We start from the raw sequence: 14,329 nt of genomic DNA, 5'->3' as shown, positions 1-14,329 counted from the left end.
GTTGTCGGTGCCGGCTGTCACACTGGGGAAGAGGTGGAGGAGGGAGCGCGAGGGTGGACGTGGCCGAGCTGGCAGCCCGGATCGAGCGGGGCGAACGCGTGAAGTATCTGCATTTCTGGGGTCACCGCCCGCGGCCGGACGGCAGCGTGGGCGCGGGCTGCCTCAGCCAGTGGTGGCCCTCGCCGTTCCTGGTGGACGGGACGCGGTACGCGACCGCCGAGCACTGGATGATGGCGGGCAAGGCGCGGCTGTTCGGCGACCCGGAGGCGGAACGGGCGGCGCTCGCCGCGGCCCACCCCCGCGAGGCCAAGGCCGCCGGGCGCGCGGTGCACGGCTTCGACGAGGAGACGTGGCGGCGGCACCGGTTCGGCCTCGTGGTGGAGGGCAGCGTGCACAAGTTCGCCCAGCACGACGACCTGCGGACCTGGCTGCTCGGCACCGGCGACCGCGTGCTGGTCGAGGCGAGCCCGCGGGACCGCGTGTGGGGCATCGGCATGTCAGCCTCGCACGAGGCGGCCGAGGACCCGGGGCGCTGGCGCGGGCTGAATCTCCTCGGGTTCGCGCTGATGGAGGCCCGTCGCCGGCTGGCGGCCGCCGGGGAGCCGGCCTCCGGGGTCAGCCGTCGATGAAGGCCGCGCGGAGGGCGTCCTCCGCGGCGGCACGGGCCGTGGCGCGGTCGGCGCCCAGCCGGCGCGCCCGGCGGGCGAACGTCTGGGCGGCGTCGGCCAGTTCGCGGTCGGCGGCGTCTCCCGCGGCGGCGACGAAGGTGCCGTTGCGACCGCGGGTCTCGATCACTCCGTCGGTTTCCAGGGCGCGGTAGGCCTTCGCGACGGTGTTGGCGGCCAGCCCGAGTTCCCCGGCCAGTCCCCGCACCGTCGGCAGCCGGTACCCGACGGGCAGCGCTCCGGCCCTCGCCTGTTCCGCGATCTGCGCGCGCAACTGCTCGTACGGTGCCTCGGCCGCGTCCGCGTCGACGGCGATCTTCAGGGTCACGTGGTCTCCGGCTCTCGCTGGTGTCTGCCCTCCCGATTCTGCCGCACCCCGCGGTTCCCGTGTGCCGCGGAAATCGGGGTGCGCGGGACCGGGCCGGTGACTAGCCTCCGGGCGCATGCCGATCATCGTGCGCGCGTTCCGTCCGGAGGACGCCGAAGACGTGGCCGCGGTGCACAGGGCCGCCGTACCGCACCAGGTGCGCTCCCCGGAGGCGGTCGTCTGGGACGCGTTCCGCTCCCCCGCGGCCATGCGGCGGCACCGGCTCGTCGCCGTCGACGAGGACGGCCGGGTGACGGGCTGCGCCGACACCGGGATCGACGTCGAGAGCGCCGAGCCCGGACACGGCTTCCTGCTCACCGAGGTGCGGCCCGACGCGCGGGGCCGGGGTGCCGGCCAGGTGCTGACGGCCGCCGCGGAGACCCGTCTGGCGTCGCTCGGTGTGACCGCCGTGCACAGCCGGGTGGCGGACGACGGATGCTCCCCCGGGTTCGCCGAGCGCCGCGGCTACCTCCGCGGCGGCCCGGTGCGGTACCTCGCCCTGGACCTGGCGGAGGCCGTACTGCCGGAGCCGCGCGCTCCGCTGCCGCCGGGCACGGAGCTGCGCACCGCCGCCGCCTTCACCGGCGACCTGCGCCCGCTGTACGAGGCGGACGTGGAGTGCGTCGCCGACGAGCCGGGCGACATGGTCGTCGCCCCCGTGCCCTTCGAGGACTGGCTGCTGCTGAACTGGGCGCGTCCCGACTTCGACGCGGACCTGACGACGGTGGCGCTGGTCGACGGCGCGGTGGCCGCCTACAGCGTGGCCCAGGTGGACGGCCGCGACCGCTACTGGTCGGGGATGACCGGCACCCGCCGGGCGTTCCGGGGCCGGGGGCTGGCGCGGCTGGCCAAGACCGCGTCGCTGCGGCGCGCCCGGGCCGCCGGCTACCGGCACGCGTTCACCGGGAACGACGCGGACAACCGCCCGATGCTCGCCGTCAACGCCCGTCTGGGGTACCGCCCGGCCGCCATGCAGTGGCGCTGCGTCAAGCGGCTGCCGCCACGCTGACCGGGCGCCCCGCACGCGGGCGGCCGGACGGCCGACACCGTCCGGCCGCCGCGTCGCGCCGGGGCCCGCCGTTCCTTCCCGGGGTCACTCCCGCCGGGCCGGCTCCGTTGCGTCCGCGTCCGGTGCGAAGGCGCCGTCCGCAGCGACGGTGCGTCGCCGCGGCAGCAGGCGGCGGAGCCACGGCCAGGCCAGGAGGAGCGCGATCACTGTGTAGACGGTGACCGAGAACGGCGTTCCCACCAGGCCGAGGACGCTGCCGTCACTGATCTGGAGTGCCCGGCGCAACTGCTGTTCGGCGGCCGGGCCGAGGATGACGCCGATGACGGCGGGGAGCACCGGCAGTCCGTAACGCCGCATCACCAGCCCGATGAGCCCGATGACCAGCAGCACCACCAGGTCGACGGACTGGCCGCCCACCGCGTAGGCGCCGACGGCGGCGAAGAACAGGATGCCCGCGTACAGGTACTGCCGGGGGATGCGCAGCAGCTTCGCCCACACCGGCGCCAGCGGCAGGTTGAGGACGAGCAGCAGCACCATGCCGACGAAGAGGGAGGCGATGAGGCCCCACACCAGGTCGGGTTCGCGTTCGAAGAGCAGCGGACCGGGCTGGATGCCGTAGCTCTGGAACGCCGCCAGCAGGACGGCCGCGACCGCCGTGGTCGGCAGACCGAGAGTGAGCAGCGAGACCAGGGTGCCCGCGGCGGACGCGGAGGCGGTGGACTCGGGCCCGGCGACGCCCTCGATGGCGCCCTTGCCGAACTGCGCCTTGTGCTTCGAGAGCCGCTTCTCGGTGACGTAGGAGAGGAAGGTGGGGATCTCCGCCCCACCGGCCGGAATGGCGCCGAACGGGAAGCCGATGAAGGGGCCGCGCAGCCACGGCTTCCAGGTGCGCCGCAGTTCGTCCCGGCCGAGCCACGGGCGGCCGACGGGGATGGACTCGCCGGAGGTGCGGCGCAGATGGGCGGCGACCCACAGCGCCTCGCCGATGGCGAAGAGGCCGACGGCGACGATGACCACGTCGATGCCGTCCGCGAGCAGCAGACTGTCGAAGGTGAGCCGCTGCTGCCCGGTCATCTGGTCCAGGCCGACCAGGCCGATGGTGAGGCCGATCAGCAGTGACGCGAACCCGCGCACCCGGGAGCGGCCGAGCACGGAGGTGACCGCGATGAAGGCGAGCACCATGAGGGCGAAGTAGTCGGGTGCACCGATGTCCACGGCCCAGGCGGCGACGGTCGGGGCGAGGGCGACCAGGGCGATCGTGCCGAGCATGCCGCCGGCGAAGTGGCCGATGGCCGCGGCCGCAAGGGCCTGCGCGCCGCGCCCGGCGCGGGCCATGGGGTTGCCGTCGATGGCGGCGACCACCGCCGCGCTCTCCCCGGGCGTGTTCAGCAGGATGGAGGTGGTGGACCCGCCGAACATGCCGCCGTAGTAGATCCCGGCGAACATGATGAACGCTGCCGTGGGGTCGAGCCCGTAGGTGACCGGGAGCAGCAGTGCGCACGCCATGGCCGGGCCGATTCCGGGCAGCACACCGATCGCGGTGCCCAGCAGCACGCCGATCGCCGCGAACAGCAGGTTGAGCGGAGTGAGGGCGGTACCGAATCCGTCGAGGAGGGAGTTCAGGGAGTCCATCTCCTACAGCACCTCCATCAGCGGTCCGCCGGGCAGGGGAACGCCCAGCAGGGTGTCGAAGACCAGGAAGGTCACCACCGACAGCACGGCGGCGATCAGCGGGTCGCGGGTCGTGTTGCGGCTGCCCAGCGCGTAGGCGGAGCCCCAGAAGAGGAGCGCGCCGGCGGCGGGGAAGCCGAGCGGGACGAAGAGGAGCGCGCAGGCGAGGAAGACGCCGGCGAGCAGGGCCACGGTGCGCCAGTCGGCGGGTGCGTCGAGGTCGACGTCCTCACCGCTCTCCGCCTCGCCGCGGCCGCCGCGCAGGACGTCGACGGCGAGGACGACGGCGACGACGAGCAGCGCGCAGCCGACGACGATCGGCACGGTCCTGGGCCCGACGGGTCCGCGCTGGACGAAGCTGCCCTCCATGGTGAGGGCGTCGGTGAGGACGAGGACGCCGACCGCCAGCAGGAGGGCGCAAACGCCGAGTTCGGAGTGTCCGCGGAGTCTGCTCAGTGGCCCCCTCCTCCCGGGGGCGGCGGATGCGGGGGTGGTTCCGGTCTCGTCGGCTTCGCCGGGGTCGGTGCCGGTTTCGGTGTTCACAGGCCGAGCTCCTTCAGGACCGAGTCGACGCGGTTCTCCTGCGAGGTGAGGAACCGTCCGAACTTCTTTCCGGTGAGGAACGCGTCGTCCCAGCCGTTGCGGCGCATGGAGGCACGCCATTCCTCGGTGCCGTGCAGGGCGGAGAAGAAGGCGATGAGGCGTTCGCGTTCGGCGTCGCTGAGGCCGGGGGGCGCGACGATGCCGCGCCAGTTGGTGAACTCGACGTCGACGCCCGCCTCCTTCAGCGTGGGCGCGTCGAAACCCCCGACCCGCTCGGGGCCGGTGACGGCCAGGAGCCGCAGTTCGCCGGACTCGATCTGGTCGCGGTACTCGCCGACGCCGGAGACGCCGAAGGCGACCTTCCCGCCGAGGACGGAGGCGAGGAGCTCACCGCCCCCGTCGAAGGGCACGTAGTTGACTGACGTGGGTGCGATGCCGGACGCGCGGGCCATGAGCATCGGGGCCAGGTGGTCGGGGCCGCCGGGCGAGGAGCCGCCGCCGACGGGCAGTGAGCCCGGGTCGCGCTTCCAGTCGGCCATCAGCTGCTCGATGGTCCGGTACTTCGAGTCCTTGGAGACCACGACGATGTTGGGCTCCTCGATGAGCCGCGCGATCGGGGTGGCGTCGCTGAGGGTGGAGGGCGCGCGGTTGGTCTCGACGGCTCCGACGACGCCGAGGCCCATCAGCATGGTCAGCTTGCCGTTGCCCTGCTCGTTGACCGTGCGGGTGAGGCCGACGGTGCCGCCCGCGCCGGGCAGGTTGAACACCTCGGTGCCGTGGGTGAGGCCGGCGTCCTCGGCGTTCTTGGCAGCCGTGCGGGCGGTGATGTCGTAGCCGCCGCCGGGGGTGTTGGGCACCATGATGCGCAGGCCGGGGATGTTGGTGCCCGTCCGGTCGCTGCTGCCCGAGGTGAGCAGCGGCGGTCCGGCGAACACGAGCAGCGCCGCCCCGAGCAGCGCGAGGGTGGTGCGAAGGCGCACGCGTGACACCGCCTTCCGTGGGATCGGGGGTGGGTGTGAAGCGGCCCACATGCTTCCCACGGGAGGGCGGTGCTGTCTCGCTTGTGGTCTTAAGAAGAGTTGTGGTCGTTGTGGTCACGGCCGGGACGGGCCGCTTCGGCGCCTTTCGCCCGGTACGCGCCCTACCGCGGGCGCGCACTCACCGGTCAGAATCCGCCACCGAAGTCGCCGAACCCGCCGCCACCACCGAAGTCGCCGCCGCCGAAGCCGCCGAAGTCCCCGCCGGAGAAGTCGGAGCCGGAGACGTCGCCTCCCTCGAAGCCGCCGTCACCGTACCCGCCGTACGGGCCGGTCATCATCGACCCGAGCATGGTGCCCATCAGCAGGCCCGGCAGGACGCCGCCGCCGAAGTAGCCGTACGCCCACGGCCCGTACGCCGGTCCGGCCTCCCAGTAGGGGCGGCGTCCGTCGGCGGTGTCGACCTCGCGGCTCATCGGTTCCTCGCCGCCGGCGAGCCGGGTGGCGTCCGCGGCGCAGACCGGCACGGTGCGTTCGCTGCCTCCGGGCGGCGCCCAGTCGACGTCCTGGACGGACGGCCCGTGCCGCGGGTCGAAGAAGCAGGGCGGCCGGCGCTCGGGCAGCGGCTTGCCGGTCCGCCGCGCGTCGAGCACGGCCAGCGAGTAACGGCCGTCCTCGAGCGCCTCGGTGACGCCGCGCACGTCGCCGGGGCGCCGCGCGGCGGCCATCTTTTCCTTGGCGCGGTCGTAGGCGTCCAGGGCGTGCGTGTAGTCGGCCCGCTTGGCCTCGTCCGCACCGGGCTCGGAGGGGGAGAAGTCGAGCCGGTCGAGTTCCTCGCCGAACGCGGTGATGTCTTCGTCGACCACCGGCCGCAGCGTCTCCAGTCGCTCCCGCTCCGCCTGTGCGCGGCGCTTGCGGCCGCGGCTGCCCACCAGGGCGACGCCGCCCAGCACGATCCCGAAGAGGGCGGCCAGGACGGCGAGACCGGCCAGGAACGAGCCTGCGGAGGTGCCCTCGGAGCCCACGCCGTCCCAGGAGGCAGGCGCGGTTCCGTTCGCCTGCGGCACGGCCTGGTCCACGAAGTCGTCGACCATGGCGGCGACGTTCCCCTCGTTGCCGCGTTCGACGGCGCCTTCGAGATTGGTGACGGCGTTGTTCGACATCACCTGGGAGTCTGCTGCCGCGGCGAACCGGTCACCGAGTGCGACGACATACACACCGGTGACGCCGACCTCGGTGCGCAGGTCCTGCATGAGCGTCTGCGCGTCGAACTCCGGCGCGTCCGGCAGGACGGCGACGAAGACGGGCTTGTCCGCGTCGCGGATCGTGTCCGCGAGGGCGTCCGCACCGCCGTCGGGCAGGGTGCCCGAGGCGCGCGGGTCCACGTACACCGGTCCCTCCCTGAGGGCCGCGGCGGCGCTGTCGAGCCCGGTCGCGGCACGGGCTGCGGAGGCCGACCCGACCACCAGCAGCACGACCGCGGCGAGAACCGCCAGCACCAGCGCGAGCGGGTGCCTGCCCGCGCGGGACTTCGCTGCGATGTTCATATTTACGACGTTAACTCCGAAACCGGCCGATCGGGCGATTTCTTTACCCGGCCGGCCGGCTTCGGTTCTTTCCGGCGCGCCTCAGGAGAAGCAGTTCGCCGGGGTGGCGTGCGCGGGGTCGAGGGCGTTGACCGTCTCGTGGAAGGTCACACGGTCGACGAGCGCGACGGTGAGGTGCTCCGAGATGTCCACCGGGCAGCGGTCCTGCACCAGGATGTTCCGCACGTTCGGGCCCTCCAGGAACTGGGTCCGGTACGGCGTGACGACCTGGTCGTAGCGGGTGGCGATCACGGTGTACTCCACGCCGGGAACGGTGTCGCCCCCGTCGTTGAGGTGCTGCAGGAAGTCCGACCCGGCCACCTGCTGGGTCAGCGCGGGCGCGCTGCCGTCGATGGCGTCCTCCAGACCGGGGAAGAGATCGAGCAACCTGGTGAGGCCGAGCAGGGTCGTCCCGTGATTGCTGGGCGCGATGCCGACGAAGGTGTGGACGTTGTCGGCGCCGCCGAGGAACTTGAGGTAGTAGCGGGGCATCATGCCGCCCTGCGAGTGGCCGACGATGTCCACCTCGTCGGTACCGGTCGCGGTGAGCACCCGGTCGACGTACGCGGACAGTTCACCGGCGGAGTCCTCGATCGGACCCAGGCCGTGGAAGAAGGGCACACCGTCGAGCCGGCCGTAGTCGAGGGAGAACACGCAGTAGCCGCGGTTCACCAGGTAGGGCGCCAGGCCGAGCCAGTTGTCGACGGAGTTGCCACCCGTGCCGTGCACCAGGACCACGGCGCGGGGGTGGGCGGCGGAGGGCTTGCAGGAGAAGTCGTTCCAGCCGCTGCTCGACGCGGCGGCGGACCGCGGCGCGGACTGTTCGGCGGCGGCTGCGGTGGTGGCCGGCAGCAGGACCAGGGCGAGCACCCCGGCCAGGGCTGCTGCGGGTCTGAGGGCACGTTTCCAGGACAGCTTCATGCGGTCTGCCTCCTTGCGGCTCAGGGGGTACGGCGGTGGGGTGGCCGGACCAGGGGGTCTCCCCCCTGAGCGCAAGGTACGGATCAGTAACAAGTGTGGCCAGCGTCACAACGGTGAAGGTTCCGTGCCCACTTCGGCGGCTCCGGGTCGGCGGCCGACGGCGGGAGCGCGCCCCGCCGCGCACCGGAGCCCATCCGGCACAGGGGCTCCGGCCCCGGCGTGCGGTACGGGCGACGGGGTGCAGGCCGCCCCCGAGGGCCGGCCCCCGGCGTCCGTCTGATGCTCCGGCCACACGACACGCCCTCCCGCCACCCAGCAGTGACACGCCTCCGTCGCCCGCGCCCGGCGGCGGTCGGCGACCGCTCCGGCCGCCGGGGACGGGCAGGGGCCCTCGCCGTCGGCCGCCCGGGACTAGGTGTGTTGTCCCGGCACGTTGGTGACAGGCGACACGCTGCTTGTGGTCCTTGCATGAGGTGAGGGCCTTCTGGTTCCGGTGTGGATTGCGACATCTACGCCGAACGCCAGGAGGCCCTCGTGTCCCACCGTAACGCCCCGTTGACTCCGACCGGTCGCCTGCGTCTGGCCCGTTGTGTCGTGGACGACGGGTGGCCGCTGCGGCGGGCAGCCGAGCGGTTCCAGGTCGCTCACACCACCGCCGCCCGCTGGGCAGGCCGCTACCGCCGGCACGGCGAAGCCGGAATGTGTGACCGCTCCAGCCGCCCCCACCACTGCCCACGGCAGACCGTTCCCGAGCTGGAGAACCGCGTGCTGCAACTGCGGCGCGAGCACCGCATCGGCCCTCTGCGACTGGCCGTCCGCACGGGCCTGGCGCCTTCCACCTGCCACCGCATCCTGCACCGCCACCACATGCCCGCACTCGCGACGCTGGACCGCGCCACCGGCGAGCCGATACGCCGCTACGAACACGAGCGACCCGGTGAACTGATCCACATCGATGTCAAGAAACTCGGCCGTATCCCCGACGGCGGCGGCCACAAGGTCCTGGGCCGGGCAGCCGGACGCAAGAACCGCACCCAGACCGGCTACGCCTTCCTGCACACGGCGCTGGACGACCACACACGACTCGCCTACACCGAGGACCTGCCCGATGAGAGGGCCAACACCTGCGCCGGCTTCCTCACCCGCGCTACGGCCTGGTTCGCAGCGCGGGGCATCACCGTTGAGCGGGTGCTGACCGACAACGCCTGGTCCTACACCAAGAACACCTGGCGCGACACCTGCCGTGACCTGGGCATCAGCCCCCGCTGGACGCGGCCCTGGCGACCCCAGACCAACGGAAAGGTCGAACGCTTCCACCGCACCCTGCTGGAAGAATGGGCCTACCACCAGCCCTACACCTCAGAAGCCGAACGCCAAGCCGCCTTCCCCCACTGGCTCGACTGGTACAACTACCACCGACCCCACACCGGCATCAGCGGCAACGTGCCAGCCAGCCGCGTCACCAACCTCACCGAACAACACAACTAGGCCGCGTCGAGACCGCCTGCGGGATGTGCGGCGCCGGGGCCGAAGCGGAGGCGCGCCCGGTCTGCTGCCGCCTCGGCGCGGCGTGCCTTCTCCTCGCCGGGGTCGAAGGAGAGCTGGTGGGTCGCGAGTTCGGCGGCCGTCAGCTCCTCCGCGCGCAGCGCGACCGCCCGCACCCGGGCGCGCTGGAGGCCGAGCCCGTCGTGGAGGGCGTACGCGAGCGCGGTCAGCGCGGGAGTGTGCGCCGTGGGCTCGGGCAGCCTGCGCGTGCGCGTGAGCGTGGACCGGTCCGCGCACCGGACGGTGAGGGTGAGGGCGCGGGCGACCTGCCCCTCCGTCCGCATCCGGAAGCCGAGCTGGTCGGCGAGGGTCAGCAGGGCCCGGCGGCGTACGTCTGCGTCCAGCTCGTCCCGCCCGAAGCGGTGTTCGCGGCTCATCGCGCGCGCCGGAGCGCTCGGCACGACCGTCGTGGGATCGACGCCGCACGCCAGTTCCCGCACCCGGCGGCCGGCGGCGGCTCCCAGGATGCGCTGGAGCGTACCGGGGCGTGCGGCGGCGACCCGGCCGACGCTGTCCAGGCCGTACGCGGCGAGCGCCCGCGCCGTCGCGGGCCCCACGCCGTGCAGCGCGGCGACGGGCTTGCGGTCCAGGAACGCGGCCGTGCCGCGCGGGTCGGCCGGCACGCACCGTACGGCACCCGGCGGTCCGTCGTGCGCGGCCATCCTGGCGAGCAGCGGGTTGGCGGCGACGCCGACGGTGCAGTCGGCGTCGTACAGCGCCAGCGCCCGCAGCCGCATCATGGCCGCGAGGCCGGCGGCGTCCCTGCGGAAGTAGCGCAGCGCGCCGCGCACGTCGGCGAGGGCGGCGTCGGGGGGCAGCGCCTGAACCACGGGGGTGAGGTCGGCGAGCAGTTCGAGCAGTTCGGGGTAGTGGTCGCGGGCGGCCTCACCGAAGTGCACGTAGAGGACACGGGGCGTCGGCCCCGGCTCGGAGGATCGCCCGGAGGGGACCCGGCCGGAGGTGTTCTCCCCGTCGCCGCCACTTCCCGGTTCCCCCGGTTCCGGGCCCCCGCGGCGGGGCCGCCGCACCGGGTCGCGCACCGGGTCGCGGGCCTCCACGGCGGCCGCCGTTGCCGGACGCCCCGCCGTGAAGGCGGCGGAGGCGGCGCGGGCCGCCGCGACGCGGACGCGGTCCGGCAGTACTGCCGGCAGGCCGGGCGTGCGGGAACCGCTCCCCGCACGCGCGGAGGCGGGCGGCTCCTCTCCTCCGGGGCCCGGTGCCGCTGCGGCCGCGCCGCGGGAGGCGCCCGTCGCGCCGCCGCCTCCCGCGGGGTCCGGCGCCTTCGGCCGCCGCCGGGCCGGGCCGGCGGGGGACCGGGAAGCGCCGACGGAACCGCGCTCACCCCGCGCACCCGCGCGGGGTGAGCGCAGGGCGAGGGCGGTGTAAGCCGCGGCGAGACGGGCGGGGTCCGGCAGAGCGGGGGACGGTGCCGGCCGGCGGGTCATCCCGCGCTCCCGGGGCTGGAGTGCCAGAACTTCCGCGGCGTCCTGGCCGGGTCCCCGGCCGGGCGGAGGTCGGCCCAGGGGTGCATGCGGTAGCCGGTGGACATCTCGATCCGCCGTCCTCCGGTGGGGTCGCCCTCCTCGGCGGCGCCCTCGTCCGGGGCGTCACCCTCGCCGGTGCCGGCTCCCCCGCCGGAGGCGAGGCGCGCGGCGACCGCGTCGAGACCGCCGGTGCGGCGGAGTTCGGCCAGTTCGGCGAGGTTCCACGCGGCGGCGCCGACCACGCTGAGGCTGCGCGGCCCGCGCCGCTGCACGACCCCGCGCACCAGCAGCAGCCAGGAGTGGAAGACGGTGTGCGCGCAGGCGGCGTGGCTGTCGTCGAAGAAGGCGAGATCGACCAGCCCGGTGCCGTCGTCCAGGGTGGTGAAGATGACCCGGCGGCCGCTGCGGATGGGCGGCGTCTGGGTCGCCGCCTTGGCCCCGGCGACCAGCACCGTCTCACCGTGCCGGACGGTACGCAGCGACCGCGCGGAGTGGGCGCCGAGTTCGCGCAGGAACTCGGCGTGGTCGCCCATCAGGTGGCGGGAGGTGTCCATGCCGAGGACGCCGAGCTCCGCACCGAGTCGTTCGTCGCGGTTGAGATCGGGCAGGCCCGCGGCCTCCGGTGCGGCGGCCTCACCGAGGGCGAGCTGGCCCTCGCGGGCGCCGTTCCCCCGCTGGTGGCGGTGAAGTTCGGCGATGTGCAGCAGCATGTCGCGCCGGTTGCCGCCGAAGGCGTCCAGCGCGCCGACCCGGGCCAGGTTCTCGGTGACCGGGCGGGAGGGGCGGGCACGGCGCCACAGGTCGGCCAGCGAGTCGTAGGGCTGTCCGGCGGCGATCCGGCCGGCGTCCGCCTCGTTGATGCCGTGGACCTCGCGGAGCGCGAGCCGCAGCCCCCACTCCCCCGAGCCGGACTCCCGTTCGATCCGGTAGGAGGTCCCCGAACGGTTCACGTCCAGGGGGAGGACGGGAATCCCGCGCCGCCGGGCGTCCGCCAGCAGCAGCCGTTTCGGGTACATGCCGGGGTCGTGTTCGAGCAGCCCGGCGTAGAAGGCGGCCGGGTGATGGGCCTTCAGCCAGGCGGACTGGTAAGTGGGCACGGCGAAGGCGACGGCGTGCGCCTTGCAGAAGCCGTACGAGCCGAACGCCTCGATGATCTCCCAGGCGCGGGCGACCGTCGCCTCGCCGTAGCCGCGCCGGCCGGCCTCGCGGGTGAACCAGGCGCGGACCCGGCCCTGCCGTTCGGCGTCGGAGAGTGCGCGCCGAGCCTCGTCGGCCATCGGACGGCCGCAGCCGGTCATCACGTCCAGTACCCGGATGATCTGCTCGTGGAAGACCACCACGCCGTGGGTCTCGCGCAGCGCGGGCTCGAGGTCGCGGTGCGGGTACCGCGCGGGACGGCCGCCGCGCCGGGCCTCGATGAAGGGGCGCACCATGTCGGCGGCCACCGGACCGGGACGGAACAGCGAGATGTCCACGACCAGGTCGTGGAAGGTCTCCGGCTGGAGCCGTCCGATCAGGTCCCGCTGCCCGGGGGACTCGATCTGGAAGCAGCCGAGGGTCTCGGTGGAACGGATCAGGTCGTACGTGGCCGGGTCGCCCTGCGGCACGGAGTCCAGGTCGATCCGCTCGCCTGAGGCGCGGGCGACCTCGCGCACGGCGTGCGCCATCGCGGACTGCATCCGGACGCCCAGCACGTCCAGCTTGAGCAGGCCGAGTTCCTCCACGTCGTCCTTGTCGAACTGGGACATGGGCAGGTGTTCCCCGCTGGTGGGCACCACCGGGGTGCGGGCGCGCAGCGAGCGGTCGGAGAGCAGCACCCCGCAGGGGTGCATGGCGACGCCGCGCGGCAGCCCGTCCAGCGCTTCGACCAGCGACCAGAAGCGGTCGCCGTGCTGCTCGGCGGCGACGTCGCGCAGTTCGGGGAGTTCTGCGAGCGCGGCCCGCGCGTCCTTCGCCCGGATGTGCGGGAACGCCTTGGCCAGCCGGTCCACTTCGGCCGGGTCCATGCCGAGGGCGGCGCCCACGTCGCGTACGGCGTGCCGCACCCGGTAGGTCTCGGGCATGGCGACGGTGGCCACCCGCTCCTCGCCGAAGCGGTCGAAGATCGCCCGGTAGACCTCGATCCGGCGGGCGGACTCGACGTCGATGTCGATGTCCGGGAGGGCCTTCCTGCGCGAGGAGAGGAAACGTTCCATCAGAAGGTCGTGCTCGACCGGGTCGGCGTTCGTGATGCCCAGCAGGTGGGCGACGAAGGAACCGGCGCCGGAACCGCGGGCGGCGACCCGGATGCCCATGCCCTTCACGTCCTCGACCACCCGGGCGACGGTGAGGAAGTAGGAGGAGAAGCCGAGCTGCTCGATGATCCGCAGCTCGTTCTCCAGGCGGCGCCAGCGCGCGGCATCGCGGTCGTAGCGCATGCGCACCATGCCGGCCGTGCAGTGCGAGCGCAGCACCCGCTCGGCGGTGCGCCACGCGGCGCCCACCAGCTGCGGCTCGGGGAAGTGCACCCGGCCGATGCCCAGGTCGTCCTCGGGGTCGATCCGGCACTCGGCGGCGGTCTCCTCGGTGACCCGGAGCAGCCGGTGTGCGACGTCACTCCGGTAGCCCGCGGCCTCGGCGACCGCTGCGGCCATCCCGGCCATCTCCTCCGGGCCCTTCAGCCACCGCTGGCCGCCGTCCAGCCCCCGGCGCTCGTCGATCGGCACCAGGCGGCGCGCCGCGTCGAGGACGTCGGCGACCGGCCCCTGCCCGGGGTCGGCGTACCGCACGGCGTTGGTCAGCACCGGCCGTACGCCCTCCTGCACCGCCAGGCCGAGCGTCCGTGCGGCCTCGCGCAGCGGTCCCGAGGCGGTGGCGGCGAGCCGCAGCCCGTCGCCGAAGAGGTCCCGCCACGCGCCGAGCAGGCGGGCCGCCCGGTCGGGGCGGCCGGCGGCCAGCGCGCGACCCACGTCGGACTCCGCCCCCAGCAGGACGACCGGACCGGCGGTCCCGTCACCGTTCCCGGCGAGGTCCTGCCAGTCCAGCTGGGGGCGGTCGCTGCCGGAGGCGTGGGCGGCGGTGACGGCCCGGCACAGCCAGGCCCAGCCGGGTGCGCCGCCGCGCGCCAGGAAGACGGCACGCTGGGCCGACTCGTCGACGAAGGCGCCGCCGCGGACGGGGGTGCGGCGGCGGCGCACGGCGGTCGCGGCCTCCGCCTGCTCCGCCACGGCCAGCTCCACCCCGTACACCGGCCGGACCCCCTCCCGCGCGGTCGCCCGGGCGAACCGGACCGCGCCGGCGAGGGTGTCCCGGTCGGTCAGGGCGACCGCCTCCATCCCGCGTTCGGCCGCCCGGTGCGCCAGCGCCTCGGGGGACGAGGCGCCGTACCGCATCGAGAAACCGCTGGTCACGTGCAGATGCACGAATCCCGTCATCCGCACGCACCTCCCACCGTGTCCGCACCCCCCGGCTCACTCGCCTCTCACCTCCCACCATAGCGCCTTGCTCGAATACATGTTCGATCCCCTTGGGGGACGACGCGCACTCCTTGCGACGACCGCTTGCCACGGAGAAAAGTTAGTC

General features: G+C 74.0%; 11 protein-coding genes. 3 read left to right on the top strand and 8 right to left on the bottom strand.

What is annotated here, in order from left to right; all coding sequences use genetic code 11:
* Positions 1-53 precede the first annotated feature (53 nt).
* Positions 54-629, top strand: coding sequence for an NADAR family protein (locus E4198_RS23075; RefSeq protein ID WP_136184847.1), 576 nt, complete (start codon positions 54-56; stop codon positions 627-629).
* Here E4198_RS23075 and E4198_RS23070 read toward each other — a convergent pair.
* Positions 616-993 (bottom strand): GntR family transcriptional regulator, encoded by a 378-nt coding sequence (locus E4198_RS23070; protein ID WP_136184846.1) that lies wholly within the window; start codon positions 991-993, stop codon positions 616-618. The genes E4198_RS23075 and E4198_RS23070 overlap by 14 nt on opposite strands.
* 115 nt (positions 994-1,108) lie before the next feature.
* Between E4198_RS23070 and E4198_RS23065 the strand changes: the two genes are divergently transcribed.
* Positions 1,109-2,041 (top strand): GNAT family N-acetyltransferase, encoded by a 933-nt coding sequence (locus E4198_RS23065; RefSeq protein WP_136184845.1) that lies wholly within the window; start codon positions 1,109-1,111, stop codon positions 2,039-2,041.
* A gap of 84 nt (positions 2,042-2,125) precedes the next feature.
* Here E4198_RS23065 and E4198_RS23060 read toward each other — a convergent pair whose 3' ends face one another.
* From E4198_RS23060 to E4198_RS23040, 5 genes are all read right to left on the bottom strand, one after another.
* Positions 2,126-3,673, bottom strand: a complete 1,548-nt coding sequence (locus E4198_RS23060) for a tripartite tricarboxylate transporter permease (RefSeq protein WP_136184844.1) — start codon at positions 3,671-3,673, stop codon at positions 2,126-2,128.
* Positions 3,674-3,676: 3 nt separating this feature from the next.
* Positions 3,677-4,168, bottom strand: coding sequence for a tripartite tricarboxylate transporter TctB family protein (locus E4198_RS23055; protein WP_247597977.1), 492 nt, complete (start codon positions 4,166-4,168; stop codon positions 3,677-3,679).
* Between the two features lie 83 nt (positions 4,169-4,251).
* Entirely contained in the window at positions 4,252-5,235 is a 984-nt protein-coding gene (locus E4198_RS23050; protein ID WP_136184842.1) for a tripartite tricarboxylate transporter substrate binding protein, read from the bottom strand.
* Between the two features lie 185 nt (positions 5,236-5,420).
* Entirely contained in the window at positions 5,421-6,779 is a 1,359-nt protein-coding gene (locus E4198_RS23045; protein ID WP_136184841.1) for a hypothetical protein, read from the bottom strand.
* 81 nt (positions 6,780-6,860) lie between these two features.
* The gene (locus tag E4198_RS23040; protein ID WP_136184840.1) at positions 6,861-7,739 is read right to left on the bottom strand and encodes an alpha/beta fold hydrolase; all 879 of its coding nucleotides are present in this window, start codon (positions 7,737-7,739) and stop codon (positions 6,861-6,863) included.
* Positions 7,740-8,273: 534 nt separating this feature from the next.
* On the opposite strand from E4198_RS23040, the gene E4198_RS23035 reads away from it, so the two are divergent.
* A complete protein-coding gene (locus E4198_RS23035) occupies positions 8,274-9,227 on the top strand; it encodes an IS481 family transposase (protein WP_136184839.1) in 954 nt (317 codons plus the stop codon).
* Here E4198_RS23035 and E4198_RS25625 read toward each other — a convergent pair.
* Both E4198_RS25625 and dnaE read right to left on the bottom strand, forming a co-directional pair.
* Positions 9,224-10,183, bottom strand: a complete 960-nt coding sequence (locus E4198_RS25625; protein WP_247597976.1) for a hypothetical protein — start codon at positions 10,181-10,183, stop codon at positions 9,224-9,226. The two genes, E4198_RS23035 and E4198_RS25625, sit on opposite strands and share 4 nt — an antisense overlap.
* A gap of 542 nt (positions 10,184-10,725) precedes the next feature.
* Positions 10,726-14,181 (bottom strand): DNA polymerase III subunit alpha, encoded by a 3,456-nt coding sequence (gene dnaE / locus E4198_RS23025; protein ID WP_136184837.1) that lies wholly within the window; start codon positions 14,179-14,181, stop codon positions 10,726-10,728.
* Between the last annotated feature and the right edge of the window lie 148 nt (positions 14,182-14,329).

Origin of the sequence: Streptomyces sp. RKND-216 (genome assembly GCF_004795255.1) — a bacterium.
In the GTDB taxonomy this organism is placed as follows: Bacteria; Actinomycetota; Actinomycetes; order Streptomycetales; family Streptomycetaceae; genus Streptomyces; species Streptomyces hazeniae.
Note: the sequence above shows the minus strand (reverse complement) of the source record. Positions and strands in the feature narration are given on the sequence as shown.

Excerpts from the sequence above, each read along its gene's own strand:
- E4198_RS23065 (WP_136184845.1), top strand. The coding sequence starts at position 1,109 with ATGCCGATCATCGTGCGCGCGTTCCGTCCGGAGGACGCCGAAGACGTG.
- E4198_RS23060 (WP_136184844.1), bottom strand. The coding sequence starts at position 3,673 with ATGGACTCCCTGAACTCCCTCCTCGACGGATTCGGTACCGCCCTCACT.
- E4198_RS23045 (WP_136184841.1), bottom strand. The coding sequence starts at position 6,779 with ATGAACATCGCAGCGAAGTCCCGCGCGGGCAGGCACCCGCTCGCGCTG.
- E4198_RS23040 (WP_136184840.1), bottom strand. The coding sequence starts at position 7,739 with ATGAAGCTGTCCTGGAAACGTGCCCTCAGACCCGCAGCAGCCCTGGCC.
- dnaE (WP_136184837.1), bottom strand. The coding sequence starts at position 14,181 with ATGACGGGATTCGTGCATCTGCACGTGACCAGCGGTTTCTCGATGCGG.